Origin of the sequence: Micromonospora taraxaci, from assembly GCF_007830095.1 — a bacterium.
GTDB lineage: Bacteria > Actinomycetota > Actinomycetes > Mycobacteriales > Micromonosporaceae > Micromonospora > Micromonospora taraxaci.
Genome location: NZ_VIWZ01000001.1, coordinates 2,632,104 through 2,650,330 on the forward strand (window position 1 = coordinate 2,632,104; position 18,227 = coordinate 2,650,330).

Genomic DNA, 18,227 nt, shown 5'->3' on the forward strand with positions numbered 1-18,227 from the left:
CACCCGAAGCGCCAGTGGCGTGGTGTCACGATCACGTGTGACGTGGTGTCACTGGTCGTTCGCCGGTGAGCACCGAAGACTGGGGTCGTTACCGCACGATTGCCGCGTTACGCCCGCGTCGATCGCGGCGGTCGTGCGGGCGCTCAGCGCGTAGGCGCTGGGTCCAGTCCGCCGTGGCCGACCTGTTGGCCAGCCGATTCGGCGCAGGTCACGGCCTACGAGACTCGCTACCTTGATCCACCGGATGCGCCGTCGCGCTCGGGAGTTGGACGGTGCTTCGTCGGACCCTGCCAGGGTGCGGCGGTTGTAGAGCCGACCGGCAAGCCGAGGGCGCGACCGATAACCAGGAAGGACCCGCCCATGACCGCGTCGGCGATCGAGAAGCCCGACTTCACCGGTTTGCGCGCGATGTACATCAACTGCAGCCTCAACCGTTCCCCCGGGCGTAGCCACACCCCGGGGGTGATCGATCGCAGTGTGGCGATCATGGAGGCGAACGGGGTCGCCGTAGACCAGATTCGCGCCGTCGACCACGACATCGCCACCGGCGTCCGACCCGATATGACCGAGTACGGGTGGGACACCGACGAATGGCCCGCGCTGCTGACCCGGGTGCTCGCAGCCGACATCCTGGTCATCGGCGGGCCGATCTGGCTCGGCGACAACAGCTCGGTGACCCGTCGGGTGATCGAGCGGCTCTACGGCTACTCCGGCGTGCTCAACGAGCAGGGCCAGTACGCTTACTACGGTCGGGTCGCAGGATGCCTGCTCACCGGCAACGAGGATGGCCTGAAGCACTGCGCGATGAGCATTCTCTACAGCTTGCAGCACATCGGCTTCGCCGTCCCGCCCCAGGCGGACGCGGGTTGGCTCGGCGAGGTCGGCCCCGGGCCGTCCTACCTCGACGAGGGCTCCGGCGGGCCGGAGAACGACTTCACCAACCGCAATACCGCGTTCATGACCTACAACCTGCTCCACCTCGCGTCGATGATGCGCCGGACTGGTGGATTTCCGGCCTACGGCAACCAGCGCGCGGCCTGGGAGGCAGGACTTCATCCGGACGCCGCCAACCCCGAGTACCGCTGACGCGACGACCGGCCACGACAACGACTTCTGTCACCCTCTGGTGACAGCACCAAGGATGTGAGTAGCGATGACGAGCCTGGCAACGACGACCTGGCCGAGCCTTCGGGTCTCGGACTGGACCGCCACCCGCGACACAGTGCACATGTGGACCCAGATCGTGGGCAAGATCCGCATGGCGCACGCTCCGTTTCTCAACCATTGGTGGCAGGTGAGCCTGTACGTGAGCCCGCGCGGGTTGACGACGTCCGCCATCCCGTACGGCACGGGAGCCTTCGAGATCGAGTTCGACTTCCTCGGCCATCGGCTCGACGTGCGCACCAGCGACGGCGGCGCGCGGAGCTTCGCGCTCCGGCCGATGCCGGTCGCCGAGTTCTACTCGCGGATCATGGCCATGCTCGACGAGCTCGGGATCGAGGCACCGATCCGGCCGTACCCCAACGAGGTCGACCCGGCGATCCCGTTCGCTGAGGACCACGAACACGCCTCCTACGACGGAGATGCGGCCGCCCTGTTCTGGCGACAGCTGTTGCAGGCGAATCGGGTGATCGGCGAGTTCCGCTCGCATTTCGTGGGCAAGGTCAGTCCGGTGCACTTCTTCTGGGGTGGGATGGACCTCGCCTGCACCCGCTTCTCCGGCCGGTCGGCCCCGCCGCACCCCGGGGGCGTGCCCAACTGCGGGGACTGGGTCATGGTCGAGGGCTACTCCCGCGAACTGTCCAGCTGCGGATTCTGGCCGGGTGGCGGCGAGGAGGGCGCCTTCTACTCGTACGCCTACCCGGCACCCGACGGGTTCGCCGAGCGGCAGATCGGTCCCGAAGGCGCCTACTACAGTTCCGAATTCCAGCAGTTCCTCCTGCCCTACGAGGCCGCCCGCGCCGCACCGGACCCCGACCGCGCGGTCGCCGAATTCCTCCGCACCACCTACGAGGCCGCCGCCGACCTGGGGAACTGGGACCGCTCCGCGTTGGAGGACGACCCCCTCCGGTGGCACCGTTCTCCTGCTTGAGGAGGCCGACAATCGTGAATGTGGCGCGCTGAGCGGAGGCCCGGGGACGCGCTCACGGCATGGTGAAGTCGGCGAAATCGAAGCCGGGACTCACCACGCAACTGACGAGTACGTGCCGGTCGCCCGCCGGTCTCGCCGACTGCCACTCGCCTGCCGGGACCAGGACCTGCGGGCACTCGGCACTCAGGATCATCGGTTGACTGCCCCTACCGACCGTCAGCGCCAGCGGTCCACCCGAGTGCCAGAACCAGATCTCGTCCGACCGCACGGTGTGCCAGGCCGACGAGTCACCTGGCTCGAGAAGAAAGAGGATCGCCGTCGCGGCGGCACGGCGGCCCGGGTAGCCATCGGGCTCGAACGTGACAGCGGACCGGTAGGTCTCCCTGAACCACCCACCTTCGGGGTGCGGCTGCAGATCGAATTGTTCGGCAAGAGGCGGACGTACGGTCATGAGGGGCCACTGTAGTGGCCGGCGAGATGTCAGGCTTCGCGCTGCGCCGAAGCGGCACCGCTTGCCGGCCACCACGTCTGCTCGACGTCAGGACGTCACGCGTCGGGTCCGGTCTCCGGTCCAGGCCGCGTCGAGGATCGCGGTCAGGCTGGCGGTGTCGGTCGGGCCCGGATGGTTCTGGATCAGGCGGGTGACGCCACTGGCCATCTCCGCGAAGCGCGGAAGGTCGGCGCGTGCCACGCCGATGTCCGCCAGGGTGGGAGGGATGCCGATGTCGGCGAGGAGCCCGTCGAGCCAGGTGAGGAACGTGTCTGCGGCCTCGGCATCCGAGGCGCCGGTCACGTCGAGCCCGCACACCCCGGCGAGGACGGCCAACCGGTCGCCGATGGCGTCTTTGGCCGCGTCCAGCGCGTAGGGCAGGAGCAGCCCGACGCCCAGGCCGTGCGGCGTGTGGGTGGCTGCGCCGATGGGGTACTGGAGAGCGTGCGGGGCCGCGTTGCCCGCGTGGGAGAAGGCGAGCCCGGCCAGCATGGACCCATAGGACATGTCCGCGCGGGCGTCCGTGTCGCCTCCGTCCCTGACCGCACGACGCAGGCTACGGGCGATCCGCTCCGCGGCCAGGAGCGCGTAGTGGTCGGTGATCGGGTTGCGGCCGAGGAACACCTGCTCCACCGGGTCGCGAGGGCCGTGGGCACGGGGTCGCGCGGTGTAGCTCTCCACCGCGTGACAGAACGCGTCGATGCCGGAGTGGGCGGTGACGGTCGCCGGGCAGGTGTACGTGAGTTCGGGGTCGACGATGGCGAAGTCGGGCACGATGTGGACGCTGGACACCCCCACCTTCAGCGCGCGGTCCGGGTCGGTCAACACCGAGACGGGTGTGAGCTCGGAGCCGGTGCCGGACGTCGTCGGGACCGCGACGAGCGGAATCGTCGGCCCCGGGACCTTCGACTCGCCGTAGAAGTCGCGGGGCGTCCCACCGTGGCGTCGGATGACGCCGACGATTTTGGCGAGGTCGATCACCGTGCCACCCCCGATGGCGAGGATCACGTTGGCGTCCACCTCGGCGGCGACCGAGACCGCCAGGTCGACGTCGGTGAGTGGTACGTCCGGGGTCGCGTCGGAGAACACCTCGACGACAGCGACCTTCTTCCGTACGGCGGCCACGATGTCGGCCACGCCCGGCTGTCCCAGAAGAACCTGGTCGGTCACGATGAGGACTCGCGACCCGCTCTCGGCCACCACTCGTGGGATGTTCTGAGCGACCCCTTCGCCCACTATCAGCTGGCGTGGTCCGCGGACGGTCTCAAGCATGTCGGTGCCTCTCCGGAACGTCGGCGGTGATGTGCTGGGCGGGCGCCCGGAGCAGCAGTCCGATCACGGTAGGTCGATCGCCGCGTAGGTGAGGTCGAGGTACTCGAGGATGCCCTCGTGCGACCCCTCCTTGCCGATCCCGGACTGCTTCACGCCTCCGAACGGAGCTGACGGGTCCGATATGAGACCACGGTTGATGCCGACCATCCCCGTCTCGAGCCCTTCGACGAACCGGAGCGCCCGCTGGAGGTCACTGGTGAAGACGTATCCGACCAGGCCGTGCTCGGTGTCGTTGGCCTTCGCCATCACCTCGTCGTCGGACGTGAACGAGATGATCGGCGCCACCGGGCCGAAGATCTCCGTCTCCAGCATCCGCGCGTCTTCGGGTACGTCGACGAGGACGGTGGGCGGGTAGAAGTGGCCCGGCCCATCCGGACGCTCGCCCCCCACCAGGACCCGGGCGCCGCGATCGACCGCGTCGGCGACCAGTTCGGCGATCGTGGTGACCGAGGCCTCGTCGATCAACGCCCCGACGTCCACGCCGTCGTCGAGACCATGGCCCACCGACAGCGCGGCCATCCGCTCGGCGAAGCGCGCCGTGAACTCCTCCCGCACCGGCTCCTCGACGTAGATCCGGTTGGCCGCGATGCAGGACTCCCCGATGTTGCGCATCTTGGCCACCATCGCACCGTCGAGCGCGACGTCGAGGTCAGCGTCGGCACACACGATCAAGGCCGCGTTGCCGCCCAGTTCCATTGAGGTACGCAGCACGTTGTCCGCAGCCTGTCGGAGCAGCACGCGCCCGACCTCGGTCGACCCGGTGAACGAGAGCTTGCGGGTCCGACTGTCGGCGAGCAGGGCGGAGACCACAGTGCCGGAACGCTTGGTGGTCACCACGTTGACGACGCCCGGGGGAACGCCGACCTCCTCCATGATGCGGGCCAGCAACAGCATGGTGAGTGGCGTCTGGCCTGCTGGCTTGGTGATCGTCGTGCAGCCCGCGGCCAGCGCGGGGGCGATCTTGCGGGCGCCCATGGCCAACGGAAAGTTCCAGGGCGTCACGAAGACGCACGGTCCGACCGGCTTCGGCACGGTGAGGATGCGATATCCGCCTGCGGGAGCGGCGCTGTAGCGCCCCTCGACGCGCACCGCCTCCTCTGCGAACCATCGGAAGAACTCGGCACCGTAGGCCACCTCTGCCCGAGCCTCGGCGAGCGGCTTGCCCATCTCGAGCGTTATCAGCCGGGCGATCTCCTCGGATCGCTCGGTCAGTGCCCGGTACGTCGCGGTCAACAACTCCGACCGTTTCCGCGGCGGGGTGGCAGCCCACTCCGCCATTGCCTTGCTCGCCGCGTCCAGAGCCGCGAGCCCGTCAACGACGTCGGCGTCCGCCACCTCGGCGATGGTCTTGCCGGTGGCCGGGTCCTCGACGGCGAAGGTGGCTCCGCTTGCGGCGTCGCGCCAGGCGTCGCCGATCCGGAGCCGCCGGTGCTCGGGGGCCAGGACGTCCATCGGGTCACTCATTGCGCCGCCTCCTGGTGATCTTCTTGATGATGGGCAGGGCGACGCCCCGCCCATCGGCCGCCTTCTCGGGCCACCTGCGGGCGCATGGTGCCGTCGCCGCCCAGCGCGGTTAACGCCCAGCCTTGGACAGCGACAGCCCGGTGTCCGCGTCGAACAGGTGCGCACGGTCCAGGTCGACGGTGACCTGCAGCCGCTCGCCGGGCGTACCGGTGACGGTGGGTCGTGCCTTCACCTTGATGATCTCCGTCCCCACTCGGACGTCGACCACCGTGCGGTCACCGAGCGGCTCAAGCCCGTAGAGCTCGCCCGACAACGACGCGTCCCCGCGCTGCTCGACGGACAGGTCCTCCGCCCGCAGGCCCAGCAGCAGAGCACGACCGTCCTCGGCCGTGGTCCAGCGGGGCCGCGGCAGTGTCCAGCCTGCCGCACCGACCAGACGATCTCCCTCGGCGTGGCAGGCGAGCAGGCTGATCGGGGGACTCCCGACGAATCCTGCGACCCACTGGTTGGCCGGACGTTCGTACACCTCGGTTGGCGTCCCGACCTGTTGCACAGTCCCGTCCTTGAGGACCGCGACCTGATCGGCCATGGACAGGGCCTCGACCTGGTCGTTGGTCACGTAGACGAAGGTCGCCCCGAGGCTCCGGTGGATGCGGGTGAGCTCGGTGCGCATCTCGACGCGGAGCTTGAGGTCGAGGTTCGTCAGCGGCTCGTCCATGAGAAACGCGCGCGGGCTACGGACCAGTGCCCGGGCCAGGGCAACGCGCTGCATCTCACCGCCCGACAGCTGCGCGGGACGACGTTGCAGCAGACGTTCGATGTGCAGCAGGCTCGACATCCGCTCGACGGCGGCGGCGATCTCGTCCGAAGAGCAGCGGCGGGCCCGCAGCGGCGAGGCGATGTTCTCGTACACCGTGTGTCGCGGGTAGAGGGCGTAGTTCTGGAAGACCATGGCCAGGTCGCGTGCGGCCGGGGCGTCACCGGTCGCGTCCCTGCCGTCCAGACGCACCGACCCGGCGTCAAGCTTCTCCAGGCCGGCGATCGCGCGCAGGGTCGTCGTCTTGCCTGCTCCGGAGGGCCCGAGCACCACGAAGAACGAGCCGTCGGGCACGTCCAGCGTCACCCCGTCCAGGGCCTGGACCTTGCCGAAGGACTTGCGCAGCCCGTTCGCTGCCACGGTTCCCATCAGGCCACCAGTTCTTCCGTGCGCAGGTCGTAGACGGCCGGGGTCCCGCCGGTGTGTCGCAGCCCGACCGTTGCGTCAGCGTCGAAACGGACGGTCGGTGGCATCCGAACCCGTACGTCGCGCTGGCCGTTGTGGTCGACCACGTAGATGATCTCGTCGCCCAGCCACTCCGCCGAGACCACGCGGGCCGGGACGGAATGTTCCGCCCCTGGTGCGGTGACCTCCAGCGCCTCCGGTCGGACGCCGGCAACCAGGTCACGGTCGCGCGGCAGATCCGCCGGCGGCGTGAGGACCAGCCCGCCCTGACCGCGCAGCTTCCCGTCCGCCACCTCGACCTCGATCAGGTTCATCGGCGGGGAGCCGATGAAGGCGGCGCAGAACAGACTCGCTGGACGGTCGTAGACCTCCAGGGGCGTGCCGATCTGCTCGACACGGCCCTTGTTGAGGATGGCGATCCGGTGACCGAGCGACATAGCCTCGACCTGGTCATGGGTGACGTAGACCATCGTCGCCCCCATCTCTCCCTGCAGGTGCTTGATCTCCGTGCGCATGTCCGCCCTCAGCTCCGCGTCCAGATTGGTGAGGGGTTCGTCCATGAGGAATGCGCGCGGTCGTCGCACCAGGGCGCGAGCGAGCGCAACGCGCTGCTGCTCCCCGCCGGACAGTTGGCGCGGTCGCCGGTCCAGGAGCGGACCGAGCCGCATCAGCCGGGCGGCCTCGGCGACCCGTTCCTGCACCTCCGACTTGGGCAGCCCTTCGGCCCGCAGTGGAAACGCCAGGTTGTCGCGGGTCTTCAGGTGCGGGTAGAGAGCGTAGAACTGGAACACCATGGCGATGTCACGCTCGGCGGGCGGCAGGTCGTTGACCAGCGTGTCACCGATGCGGATGTCGCCGGTCGTCTGCCTCTCCAGGCCGGCGATGGCCCGCAGCGTGGTCGTCTTACCGCAACCCGAGGGGCCGAGCATCACGAACAGCTCGCCGTCCTTGATGGACAGGTCCACGTGGTCGACCGCGACGGTGCCGTCCGGGTAGCGCTTGTGTAGGCCGGTTACCTCGATGCCCGCCATCAGCGTCGCACCGCCCCGAGCGTCACACCGGCGATGAGGTGTTTGCGCACCAGGTACGCGAAGACGAGCACCGGTAGGGCGAACACCACCGAGGCGGCGGCCACGAGACCCCAGTCGGTGGTGGTGCCACCGATGAGGCCGGCGATGGCGGGTGGGGCTGTCTGCACACTGTCGCTGTTGGTGAGGAAGATGGCGAACACGAACTCGTTCCACGAGAAGATGAGTGCGAAGACCGCCGTCGCGGCGATGCCGGGCACGAGCAGGGGAAGCGTGAATTTTCGGAACGCCTGGAATCGGGTGTAGCCGTCGAGCATGGCGGCATCCTCGTACTCGGCGGGCACCTCGTCGACGAACCCCTTCATCATCCAGATCGTGAACGGGACGTTGAACGCGGTGTAGATGAGAATCAGGCCGATCTTGGTGTCGGTGAGATCGACTTCCCGGTACATGAGGAAGATCGGAATCACGACCACGACGGGCGGCATGAAGCGGGTGGACAGGATGAAGAACAGTTGGTCCTTCTTGGCCTTCACGGCAAGGCGTGAGTAGGCCCAGGCCGCCGGAACCCCCAGCACGGTGGCCAGCACCGTGGAGACCCCGGCGACCAGGACGGAGTTGAGGAACGAGACGGACACGGGCTGGCGCCCGTTGTCGGAGGCGACGAACACGTCCCGGTAGTGGTCCAGGGTGACCTTGAAGTCGAAGAACTTCGCCGGAATGGCGTAGACATCCCGGCTGTCCTTGATGGACGTCTCGATCATCCACAGCACCGGAAAGAGCATCACGACGGCCAACGCGGTCAGCAGCGCGACCTCCAGCACGGAGCGACCCCGGCCGCTGCGGCGGCGAGCGGAAGGCGTGTGATCCGGGGCAGGACCTGTGGACACGGCCTCGTCGACGGAGACGGCCATCAGCCCTCCTTGAGCTTGTTCAGGTAGCGCAGGTACAACTGCGAGAGGACGATGACGACGAGGACCATGAGGATTCCGTACGCCGAGGCGGTTCCGGTGTTGAAGCCCAGGAACGCGACCTTGTAGACGTGGAACGACAACGTCTCGGTAGAGACGCCCGGGCCTCCGTTGGTGAGGATGTAGACGAGGTCGAACAGCCGGAAGGCTTCGATGCCCCGGAACATCACGGCGATGAGCAGCAGCGGCCACACCAGCGGAAGGGTGATGGTGCGGAACCGGAACCACTCGGACGCCCGGTCGATCGAGGCGGCCTCGTACAGGTACTTCGGCACCGCACTGAGGCCCGCGAGTGCGATGAGCATGATGAACGGCGTCCACTGCCAGGTGTCGACCACGATCAGGGAGACCAGTGCCGTCCGCTGCTGGGTGAGCCACTCCACCTGCCCCAGACCCAGCGAGCCGAGCATGCTGTTGACCACGCCGAACTGCGCGTCGAGCATGAATCGCCAGAACAGCCCGACCACGACCGGCGACAGCATCATCGGGATGAGGAACACGGTGGTCAGCAGTCCTCGCCCGTGCGTACGTCGTGAGATCAGGTAGGCGATGGTGAAGCCGAGCACGGTCTGCAGACCGACAGCGCCGACCACGTAGATCAACGTCGTCAGGGCTCTCTGGTGGACCTGCGCCGACGTCAGGATGGCGGTGTAGTTCCCGAACCCGATGAAGTTGGCGGGCCCTCCGCGGGTGGCGGAGTAGTCGGTGAAAGACAGATACAACGCCCACAGCAGCGGAAACACCGACATGCCGAGCAACAGCAGGAGCGCGGGGGAGACGAAGGCAACGGCGAGCCAGCGGTCACTCAGCCGGCGGGACCGACCCGGTGCGGGTGACGTCGCAGACGCCACCCGCCCGAGGTCGTCGGTCTTGACAGGTGCGGGGCCACTCACAGTCCGCCGCCGCCCTTACGGCTGCTCGAGTCGAGCACGCGCTGCTGCTCCTTGGCGATGTCGTCGAGCGCGTCCTTCGGCTTCTTCGCGCCGTTGAGAGCCGCGTTGACGTTCGTGTTCTCGATGTCGACGAGGCGTGCGTACTCGGGCACGTTCCACATGTCCCGCATCCGCGGAACCGAGTCGGCGTACACCTTGTTGAACGGCCCGGCGTTGAGGAACTCGGGTGACTGGATCGCGTCCGTACGCGATGGCACGCCACCAGCCGCGGCCCACTTCTTCTGGATGTCAGCCCGCTCGAACCACTTCATGAAGTTCAGGGCCTCTGCCTGGTTCGCCGCGGCGGAGTAGGCCGACACGTGCATCCCCATACCGCCGAGAGGGACCAGGTTCGTCTTCTGGCTCGGCAGGGTGGCAAAACCCAGCTTGTCGAGAATCTGCTCCCGTGTGGTGCCGAGCGTCGACTGCTTCGGATCGAGCAGGCCGCCGCTCGCGGCGATCCAGTTGAACGCGATGCACGCCTTGCCCTGCGCGACGGCAGCGTTCACCTCGTCGATGAACCAGTTGCCGGAGCCCTTGGCGGTCAGCGGCTTCATCTTGTTGACCAGGACGTCCATCGCCTCCTGGCCCGCGGCATCATTGAGGACGCCGTCGATCTTGCGGGCCTTGGAGTCCCAGAGGTTGCCGCCGTAGACGCCGTTGACCGTGTTGTAGGTGACGGCCGCGGCGTCGGAGCCGTTGGCCTGGTGGAACGCCAGTCCGCTGACCCCGGGGTTCTCCGCCTGGCACTTACCGGCGACTGAGATCATCTCGTCCCAGGTCTGCGGTGGCTTGTCGCCGATCAGGTCCTTGCGGTAGATCATCGTCCAGGTGTCGCCGAGCAGCGGCAGTCCGTACAGGCTGGCACTCTCGTCGCGCTTGCCGGTCTCTGCCTGGGGGAACTGGCCGTAGGCCGCCAGGAGGTACGGATCGTAGGCGTTGACTTCGATGTTGTTCTTGACGAAGTCGGTGAGGTCGAGGATGTTGCCGTTCGTCACCGCCTCGCCGATGTGCTGCGAGTCCAGGATCGCGATGTCGAAGTCGGTCTTGCGCGCGGCGAACTGGGTGAACATCGCGTCGTGCCAGTTCGCGTTCGGCACGGTGTTGACCTTGATGGTCGCGTTCGGCCGCTCCTTCTTGTACTCCGCGTTCGCAAAGGCTTCCAGTGCTTGCGCGGGGGGCCATTCGAACCAGATGAAGCTGAGGGTCAGCGGGTCCTTGGTGAGCTCCGGGATGGTCGCCGGTGCCTTCGGGGCGCTCGCCTTCGCGTCGCCGTCGTCCTTGCCATCGCCGCAAGCCGCCATGGTCGTGGCCACCAGCAGCATGGCCGCCGTCGCCAGCTGTACCTTCCGACCGGGACCGGCTGTCCGTCCTGTTCGCTTCAAACGCCGCATATTCCTGCCTGCTTTCTGGGTTCGGACTTCTAGGGCCTCGCTAGGTGCTTCGCCGAGCAGGTGCTGGGTTGTTCAAGCGTGTTACCGGGCTGTCGCGGGGGCGATCCGCGGGGCCGGCGTCACGGGTGCCGTGACGTACCGGGTATTCATGGCACCGAGAAGATCTTCGGTCCAGGTTTCCTATACGATCGAGTTGGGGGCGTCAGCATGTCGCAGCGTTGTGACTGATGTCAACAGGTTCTCGAACACGCAAGAAAGGGCCTCACGTCACGATGGACGACGAAGCGATTACCGCGCGGGGCCGCAGGGCCGCGACGGGCGGGACGCCGGCGGGGAGAGCTGGCGGCCGGCTCGCCGACGAGGTGTACGACACGCTGCTCGGACAGCTGATGTCGCTACGGATCGAGCCTGGCTCCCGAGTCACGATCGACGTCCTGGCCCGAGAGCTGGGGGTCTCGCAGACGCCTATCCGAGACGCCCTGAACCGCATGGAAGCCGAGGGCCTGGTGGTGCGTGTGCCCCATGCCGGCTACCGGATCCCCCCGCAGATCACCCGTCACCGCTTCGAGGACATGCTCGAGGTCCGCCTGCTTCTCGAACCGGCAGCGGCTCGCAGGTCCGCCGAACGCGCATCCTCCGAGCAGGTGGCTGGTCTGCGACGAATGCTGGAGGAGATGGCGGAGCTGGAGGGGGGCAACGGGCCGACGGCCTACGGCGCCTTCGGGCTGCGCGACGCCGCCTTTCACGACCTCGTCGCCCTGAGCGCGGAGAACCAGGTCATCCGTGAAGCGCTCGCTCGCCTGCACAGCCACGTGCACCTCTTCCGGCTCCACCACGACACCCAGGTCACCCACCTGGCCATGGCCGAGCACGAGGATGTCGTGGCCGCGATCGCCGCGCGTGACCCCGACGCCGCCGCCTACGCGATGCGTCGGCACATCCTGCGATCGGGTGATCGTTTCCGCCGATTGTTCGACGAAGTCAACGATGCGAATGGAATGGCGGTGGAGGCTTGACGGGCGAGCGGGGTCGGGCGATGCTAACGCGATCGGATCAGATCGGATTGGATCCACACCACCCGTCCCAAACGCGAGGAGAAGCAGGTGCCCAGAGCGCTGCTCCTGACCGGCGACGCCGCCGAGGAACTCGACACCATGTATCCCTACTACCGCGTGCAGGAGGGCGGCTGGGACGTCGACGTCTCGTCACGGACGATGCGTGACGTGCAACTGGTCATCCACGAGTTCGACCCCAACTCCGACGCCTATGTGGAGAAGGACGGCCGGAAGCTGCCGGTCGACGTGCCCTGGGCCGACGTCGACGTCGAGCGCTACGACGCCCTCATCATCCCCGGGGGACGTGCACCCGAGTGGATCCGGGTCGACGCCGACGTCAGGCGCATCACCGAGCACTTCTTCGCGCGCAACCTCCCCATCGCGCTGGTGTGCCACGGCGCGCAGGTGCCAGCGGTGTACGGACTGCTGAAGGGTCGGAAGACCGCGTGCTTCCCCCCGATCACCGGTGACATGGAGAACGCGGGCGCGACTGTCATCGACGCCCCCGACGTCGTCGACGGCAACCTCGTCTCCTGCCGGGGATGGCCCGACATGCCGCAGTTCGGCCGGGCGATGATGGATGTCTTCTCGAAGTCCGTCAGCCCCGCATCGGCATGAACGCAGCTGGTCCGCCCCGGTGACGACACTTCGGACCGTCACGGTCGACGGTTCACCCGTCCACGTCCTGGAGGGCGGCACCGGCCCCGCAGTGCTGATGCTGCACGGCTCCGGACCCGGCACGACCGGGTCCGGAGCCTGGGCAACGACAGCGCAGGCACTGGGCGCGACCTGGCACCTGGTGGCTCCGGACCAGGCGGGGTTCGGCCGCACACCTGTCCCGGCGGGCTCCCGTGGCGGGCTCCGGCTGTGGACGGAGCAGGCCGCCGGCCTGATGGACGCTCTCGGTATCGAGCACTACGCCGTGGTGGGTCACTCCATGGGCGGCGCCGTGGCGCTGGCGTTGGCGGCCGCGCGCCCCCAGCAGGTCACCCGTGTCGTGGCGGTCTCGACGATGGGCGCCCCAGGGGCGCCGCTGTCCGCCGAGCTCGATGCGATCTGGGGCGCCCCCGCCGGCCCGCTCGGCGCACGGGACATGCTGAGTCGCCTCGTCCTCGACCAGGCGCTCGTGACCGACGCGGCCGTCGATGCCCGGGCAGCCGCGATGCGAGCGGGGGCAGCCGCATACGCGTCGTTGTTCCCTCCGCCCAGGGCACGATGGAACGACGACCTCACCCTCTCGGTGCAGACGCTGGCAGCGGTGAGCGCACCCGTGCTGCTCGTTCACGGCGCGGAGGATCGAGTCACCCCGCTCGCAACGACAGCCCAGCCCTTGCTCGAACACCTGGCCGACGTCCGTCTGCACGTGCTCGACCGATGCGGGCACGTGCCGGCGACCGAGCACCCGCACGAGTTCAGGCAACTGCTGTCGCGCTTCCTCAGCCAGGACCGAGGCCAGTGATAGTTGTGGCCCGGGCGGCTTCAGGTGCCGAGGTGCTCGATGAGGAACTCGCCGGCATCCGCGAAGGCCCTCGCCTGGTTGTCGCGGCGGAGCAGACCGTGGCCTTCGTCAGGAAAGACCTCGTAGCGAACCTCGACGCCACGGGACCGAAGTCGCTCGACGATCTGATCGCTCTCGTGCCGTGGTACGCGGGGATCGTTGGCACCCTGGATGACCATCAAGGGCGCCTCGATCCGGTCGGCGTGTGTTACCGGCGAGCGCGCCGTCAGTCGATCCGCGTCGGCTTCCGGGTCGCCGATCACGGCGGCCACCAACGAGCGCCACGTCGGCGGCGAGGCTTTGGCCAAGGTGACCAGGTTGCTCGGTCCGTAGAGATCGACACCGGCGGCCCAGTTCAACTCCGACAACCGGCTCAGACACGACAACACGGCGAAGCCCCCGTAGGAGGCGCCCATGACACCGATGCGATTCGGGTCGATCCACTCCTGTGCCCGCAGATAGGCGACCGCATCGGCGAGGTCGGTCAGATCACCGCCGCCCCAGTCGCGGTTGACGAGGTCGGAGTAGGTACGGCCGTAACCAAGAGAACCCCGCACGTTGGGAGCGAAGACGCCGATCCCATGGGCCAGGAGGTACTGGTAGAAGCCGTCATGCATATAGACGGGCAACTCCTGCCAGGCCGGACCGCCGTGGATCGAGATCAGGACACCTGCTGGCCCCGGTCCTTCGGGACGGTAGAGGTAACCGGGGATTTGGCGGCCGTCCCGCGCCGGATAACGGATCAACGTCGGGTCGCGGAAGGTGGCAGGGTCGGCCGTCACCGGCTGAGCGTTGCTCAGCCACCTGAGCTCTCCGCTCTCAAGATCAATCAGGAGGATGTTCCACGGTCGGGTCGCCGTGGAGAGCCGCAGCACGACGAAGCGCCCGTCGCCGGCCACGGTGAGGCCGGTTGCCGCGCCGGGGGGCAACTCCGGCATGCGGATGTCGGCACCGGTGACGAGGTCGCGTCCGCGCAGTCGGGAGAAGCCGTCGACGTTGACGTTCCAGACCAGGACCCGGCCGTCGTCCGACAGAGCGACCTCCTCCACGTCCCAGTCGGGAGTGTCCAGCCAGGTGAGGGCGCCGGAGTCCGCATCCATGACCGCGAGTCCGGTGAACTCCCGACCGACATTCGACAGGACCAGGAAACCGCTGCCGTCCTTCAGCCACGGCCCCAACCAGTAGGTCGCCACATCGTCGTGCGGCGTCAACGAGCGCGGTTCGGCACCGTCGAGAGTTATGAGATGCACCAGGTGGTCGCTGTTGGTGGTCCGCCATTCGGCGACGGTTAGCCGGGACCCGTCAGGGGACCAGTGCCCGGGGCAGGCCCTGCCGCCGCCGGCGTACACCCGGCGTACCTCATCGGTCGACAGGTCGAGCACCAGCACGTCCTGGTCGGCCGGGTCCCGGTCGTTACCGCAGTAGGCGATGGACCGGCCGTCGGGGGAGAACGGTTCGCCAAGGGCGGCCGAATACTGCACGTCCGGCGCATCGGTGAGGGGCACCGGGTTACCGCCGGCAGCGTCGATCCGATGGAGCTGCGTGTTCTCGTCCCCGCTGTCGTCGGCGAGGAACAACAGCCACTCACCGCCGGGATGCCATGCCACCCGGCGGACTGTCGTGTCGGTGCCGGCGGTAAGGCGACGCGTGTCGCCGGTCGACAGTGTCTGTGTGACGAGATTGAATTGGCCGTCGGCGTCATCCACGTAGGCGATCGAGTCACCATCGGGAGCGATGGCCAGTGTCGGCAGAAATCTCAGGCCTGACTGGAAGTCGCGGTATCCGGGCACACAGGGGATCCTAGACAGTCGATGCGCTGTGTCGACCATGTCGTTGACGGCGGCCGGCCCCGCCGAGATGCCGCGCCAATCGAGTGCGGCCTGGTCGGTCGACGGGACCGGCGGGTACCGGCACCCTGGTGAGAGCCCTGGGGTCGCAACGCTCCTACCCCGCTCTGTGCTGCCGGCGGCCGGTGACGCCACGCAGAGCCAGATAGGCGGCTCCCGCGGCCAGCACCCAGGGCGTGGCGACGATGCTCGGGTCGAGCAGATGATGTACGCGGTCCACGCGCTTGTCATGGCGGCGCGACGAGAGCCCGTTTCGGCTTGTCGGCGGTGTAGGCCATGGCAGGCTCCCGCCGGCATGACGTTCTGCGTCGCCTGGCCCGGTCGGTACGTGCCGAGGGGCGGGTGGTGGCGTTGACCGGGCTAGTCCGGGTCGGTCAGGACAGTGACGTCGCCGCGTACCTGGACGATGACGCTCCGTTGGTTCGGGCGGTGGCCCGGGACACGGCCCGCCGTCTCGGCATCGACGCCCGGGAGCATTACCGGACCGCCACCGGTGCCGCTGAACCGGCACTGGGTGCGATCGCCGGGCTTGCCGAGACCGGCTCGGCATCGGATGCCCTGCTGCTGCGGCGGCTGCTGACCCACTCGCGCGCCAGGATTCGTGCGCAGGCGGTACGAAGTCTGCGGCTGCTCGAGGCGATTGTCGCGCCGGAGGTGCTGCCGCTGTTACGGGACTCGTCGCCAGCGGTGGTCCGAGAGGTGACCACCGCGCTGCGGCCCGTCGCGGGTACCCTGCCGCCGAGCCTTCTGTGGCAGCTGCTCGGCGACGCCCGGGTGGAGTTGCGCCGGTCCGGCTACCGCCTTCTGCGTGGCCGCAGCGTCGATGTCCAGTTGCGCGCTGCCCTGATTCTCACCCACGACAGGGACCCTCGCCTGGCCGAACGTGGTAAGGCCGACGTGACCCGCCTCGCCCGGGACGGCGCGCGAACCACGTGGCGCCGCACTCCACCGCCCGAGCTGTCGGTCACCGCCGTCCAGCATGGCGAGCTCACCGCGATGGCGGCACGAGCGGCGGCGGCAATCGGCGAGGTCACCAGCCGGATGCTCACCACCTGGCTGGCGGATGCCCGCCGCGGCCCATGAGTGCGGCGCCGGCGTTCACTGGCGCGTGACCTCCGGGCTCGACCAGGTGGTCGCACCCGAACGGTCAGGTCGATCCGTCTCTAGTGCCGCATCAGGCAACGTTCACCCTGTCGGAGACGCGCCGCTCGGGTCCTGTCCTGGGCGACGGGTGGCCGTCAGGCTATGCGGGTGGCCGAACGAGTACGCGTCCGAGAGATCGACGATGACGAGGGAAGACGCCTGCTGCGGATCGTTCGCCGCGGTACGGGGTCGGTGGTGACCTGGCGGCGGGCCCAGATGGTGCTGCTGTCCGCGCAGGGCATGCCGGTGGCCAAGGTCGCCGAGGTCACGTTCACCAGCGCGGACCGGGTCCGAGACGTGATCCACAACTTCAACACCGACGGCTTCGAGTCCCTCTACCCGAAGTACAGGGGTGGACGGCCGAAGACGTTCACCCTGCCCGAACGGCGTGAGATCAAGAAGATTGCCAAGTCCAGGCCGGTCGAGCACGGCCTGCCGTTTTCGACCTGGAGCCTTACCAAACTGGCGGACTTCCTGGTAGCCGAGGGGGTGGTCGACGACATCAGCCACGAGGGCCTGCGCATCCTGCTCCGCGAGGAAGGCGTCTCCTTTCAACGCATGAAGACCTGGAAGACCTCCCGCGATCCGGATTACGCGGCCAAGAAGGCGCGGGTGGAGCACCTATACGCGATCGCCGACGGCGAGGTCATACCCGAGGACGGCGAGCCGGAGGCGGTGTTCTGCCTGGACGAGTTCGGGCCGCTGAATCTCCAGCCGCACCCCGGCCGGCAGTGGGCCGAACGCGGCGGCAAGGACAAGGACCCCGACCGGGAGCCACGGCCTCGACGGCGGGCGACCTACACCCGCCCGCACGGGGTCCGTCACCTGTTCGCCGCCTACGACCTGGGCAAAGACAAGCTCTACGGCCACATCAAAGAGACCAAGAACCGGTCGAAGTTCCTGGAGTTCTGCCGCTACCTGCGCACCCTCTACCCGGCCACGGTCCGCATCGCCATTGTGTGCGACAACTACTCCCCGCACCTGACCACAAAGCGATGCCGCCGGGTGGCGGACTGGGCCGAAGCCAACAACGTCGAGATCGCCTACACCCCGACCAACTCCTCGTGGCTGAACCGCATCGAGGCCCAGTTCACCGCCCTGCGCTACTTCACCCTCGACGGCACCGACCACCCCAGCCACAAGGCCCAGGGCAGCATGATCCGCCGTTACATCATCTGGCGGAACAAGCACACCGCCGACGAGCGCCTGCACAACGTCGTCGCCCGGGCCAACGTCGCCTGAATCAGGTGACGGCCAGGCGAAAGACCTGCCGGGAACCGCCTTCCGGACCCGGATCGACAGCCTCGGCGGGTGCGAAACCAAGGCGCTCGTAAAAGACACGTGCACCGCTGACGGAGGCACCCGGGTGATCGGCTCCAAAGGTGACCACCTCAACGGCGCCTGGGCCACGCACATACCTGCGCATCGCCTCCGCCATCAGCGCACGACCGACGCCTTTCCCCCGTGACTGCGCAGATACGACAAGCCAGTGGACGTGGTAGGTCGGGGCCTTCGCCGCGAACAACAGCCCACCCAGGAGATCCGGCCCCGAGGAAACAGCGACGATCGCCGTGGACCGACGAACGTGCTTGCGCACAGCGTCATGGAAGCCAAGGTCCTCGACCATCGGGCCGAACCAGCACTCCACCTGGGCCGCCAGGCCAAGGAAGCCATGGAAGTCTTGCTCTCCCGCAAGTCTGACGATCACCCCAGCAGTCTGACAGGAACGAGGCAAACCTTGCCTGATGCGGCACTAGGT

At 68.0% G+C, this 18,227-nt stretch carries 18 protein-coding genes; 7 read left to right on the plus strand and 11 right to left on the minus strand.

Features of this window, described 5'->3' with window-relative positions; genetic code table 11:
- The first annotated feature begins 360 nt into the window (after nucleotides 1-360).
- Both FHU34_RS12305 and FHU34_RS12310 read left to right on the plus strand, forming a co-directional pair.
- Complete coding sequence (locus FHU34_RS12305) at nucleotides 361-1,086, plus strand: flavodoxin family protein (protein ID WP_145780076.1); 726 nt, start codon at nucleotides 361-363, stop codon at nucleotides 1,084-1,086.
- A 67-nt stretch (nucleotides 1,087-1,153) separates the two neighbouring features.
- A complete protein-coding gene (locus FHU34_RS12310) occupies nucleotides 1,154-2,092 on the plus strand; it encodes a DUF5996 family protein (RefSeq protein WP_145780077.1) in 939 nt (312 codons plus the stop codon).
- A gap of 52 nt (nucleotides 2,093-2,144) precedes the next feature.
- On the opposite strand, the gene FHU34_RS12315 is transcribed toward FHU34_RS12310, so the two are convergent.
- The 8 genes from FHU34_RS12315 to FHU34_RS12350 form a co-directional block, all read right to left on the minus strand.
- Entirely contained in the window at nucleotides 2,145-2,543 is a 399-nt protein-coding gene (locus FHU34_RS12315; protein ID WP_145780078.1) for a cupin domain-containing protein, read from the minus strand.
- An 87-nt stretch (nucleotides 2,544-2,630) separates the two neighbouring features.
- Complete coding sequence (locus FHU34_RS12320) at nucleotides 2,631-3,854, minus strand: iron-containing alcohol dehydrogenase (protein WP_145780079.1); 1,224 nt, start codon at nucleotides 3,852-3,854, stop codon at nucleotides 2,631-2,633.
- Nucleotides 3,855-3,917: 63 nt separating this feature from the next.
- Entirely contained in the window at nucleotides 3,918-5,378 is a 1,461-nt protein-coding gene (locus FHU34_RS12325; protein ID WP_145780080.1) for an NAD-dependent succinate-semialdehyde dehydrogenase, read from the minus strand.
- A 109-nt stretch (nucleotides 5,379-5,487) separates the two neighbouring features.
- Nucleotides 5,488-6,564, minus strand: coding sequence for an ABC transporter ATP-binding protein (locus tag FHU34_RS12330; RefSeq protein ID WP_145780081.1), 1,077 nt, complete (start codon nucleotides 6,562-6,564; stop codon nucleotides 5,488-5,490).
- Complete coding sequence (locus FHU34_RS12335; protein ID WP_145780082.1) at nucleotides 6,564-7,631, minus strand: ABC transporter ATP-binding protein; 1,068 nt, start codon at nucleotides 7,629-7,631, stop codon at nucleotides 6,564-6,566. The genes FHU34_RS12330 and FHU34_RS12335 overlap by 1 nt, the downstream gene beginning before the upstream one ends.
- Entirely contained in the window at nucleotides 7,631-8,542 is a 912-nt protein-coding gene (locus FHU34_RS12340) for a carbohydrate ABC transporter permease (RefSeq protein ID WP_145780083.1), read from the minus strand. Before FHU34_RS12340 ends, FHU34_RS12335 begins: the two co-directional genes overlap by 1 nt.
- On the minus strand, nucleotides 8,542-9,450 hold the full coding sequence (locus FHU34_RS12345) for a carbohydrate ABC transporter permease (protein WP_244311633.1): 909 nt from the start codon (nucleotides 9,448-9,450) through the stop codon (nucleotides 8,542-8,544). The genes FHU34_RS12340 and FHU34_RS12345 overlap by 1 nt, the downstream gene beginning before the upstream one ends.
- 38 nt (nucleotides 9,451-9,488) lie before the next feature.
- Nucleotides 9,489-10,856, minus strand: coding sequence for an extracellular solute-binding protein (locus tag FHU34_RS12350; protein ID WP_244311634.1), 1,368 nt, complete (start codon nucleotides 10,854-10,856; stop codon nucleotides 9,489-9,491).
- Nucleotides 10,857-11,197: 341 nt separating this feature from the next.
- Here FHU34_RS12350 and FHU34_RS12355 point away from each other — a divergent pair, with 341 nt between their 5' ends.
- From FHU34_RS12355 to FHU34_RS12365, 3 genes are all read left to right on the plus strand, one after another.
- Entirely contained in the window at nucleotides 11,198-11,941 is a 744-nt protein-coding gene (locus FHU34_RS12355; RefSeq protein ID WP_145780086.1) for a GntR family transcriptional regulator, read from the plus strand.
- A gap of 87 nt (nucleotides 11,942-12,028) precedes the next feature.
- Complete coding sequence (locus FHU34_RS12360; protein WP_145780087.1) at nucleotides 12,029-12,598, plus strand: DJ-1/PfpI family protein; 570 nt, start codon at nucleotides 12,029-12,031, stop codon at nucleotides 12,596-12,598.
- Between the two features lie 19 nt (nucleotides 12,599-12,617).
- Nucleotides 12,618-13,439 carry an alpha/beta fold hydrolase gene (locus tag FHU34_RS12365; RefSeq protein WP_145780088.1) on the plus strand — a complete coding sequence of 274 codons (822 nt, stop codon included), beginning with the start codon at nucleotides 12,618-12,620 and terminating at the stop codon, nucleotides 13,437-13,439.
- Between the two features lie 20 nt (nucleotides 13,440-13,459).
- Here the strand turns inward: FHU34_RS12365 and FHU34_RS12370 are convergent, their stop codons facing one another.
- Together FHU34_RS12370 and FHU34_RS34020 are read right to left on the minus strand one after the other, a co-directional pair.
- Nucleotides 13,460-15,307 (minus strand): S9 family peptidase, encoded by a 1,848-nt coding sequence (locus tag FHU34_RS12370; RefSeq protein WP_167524809.1) that lies wholly within the window; start codon nucleotides 15,305-15,307, stop codon nucleotides 13,460-13,462.
- A 115-nt stretch (nucleotides 15,308-15,422) separates the two neighbouring features.
- Entirely contained in the window at nucleotides 15,423-15,545 is a 123-nt protein-coding gene (locus FHU34_RS34020; protein ID WP_280116480.1) for a hypothetical protein, read from the minus strand.
- Nucleotides 15,546-15,601: 56 nt separating this feature from the next.
- Here FHU34_RS34020 and FHU34_RS12375 point away from each other — a divergent pair, with 56 nt between their 5' ends.
- A complete protein-coding gene (locus FHU34_RS12375) occupies nucleotides 15,602-16,408 on the plus strand; it encodes a HEAT repeat domain-containing protein (protein WP_145780090.1) in 807 nt (268 codons plus the stop codon).
- Between the two features lie 168 nt (nucleotides 16,409-16,576).
- The gene (locus FHU34_RS12380) at nucleotides 16,577-17,710 is read left to right on the plus strand and encodes an IS630 family transposase (protein WP_341874427.1); all 1,134 of its coding nucleotides are present in this window, start codon (nucleotides 16,577-16,579) and stop codon (nucleotides 17,708-17,710) included.
- A gap of 1 nt (nucleotide 17,711) precedes the next feature.
- Here FHU34_RS12380 and FHU34_RS12385 read toward each other — a convergent pair whose 3' ends face one another.
- Nucleotides 17,712-18,176 (minus strand): GNAT family N-acetyltransferase, encoded by a 465-nt coding sequence (locus FHU34_RS12385; RefSeq protein ID WP_167524772.1) that lies wholly within the window; start codon nucleotides 18,174-18,176, stop codon nucleotides 17,712-17,714.
- Nucleotides 18,177-18,227 lie beyond the last annotated feature (51 nt).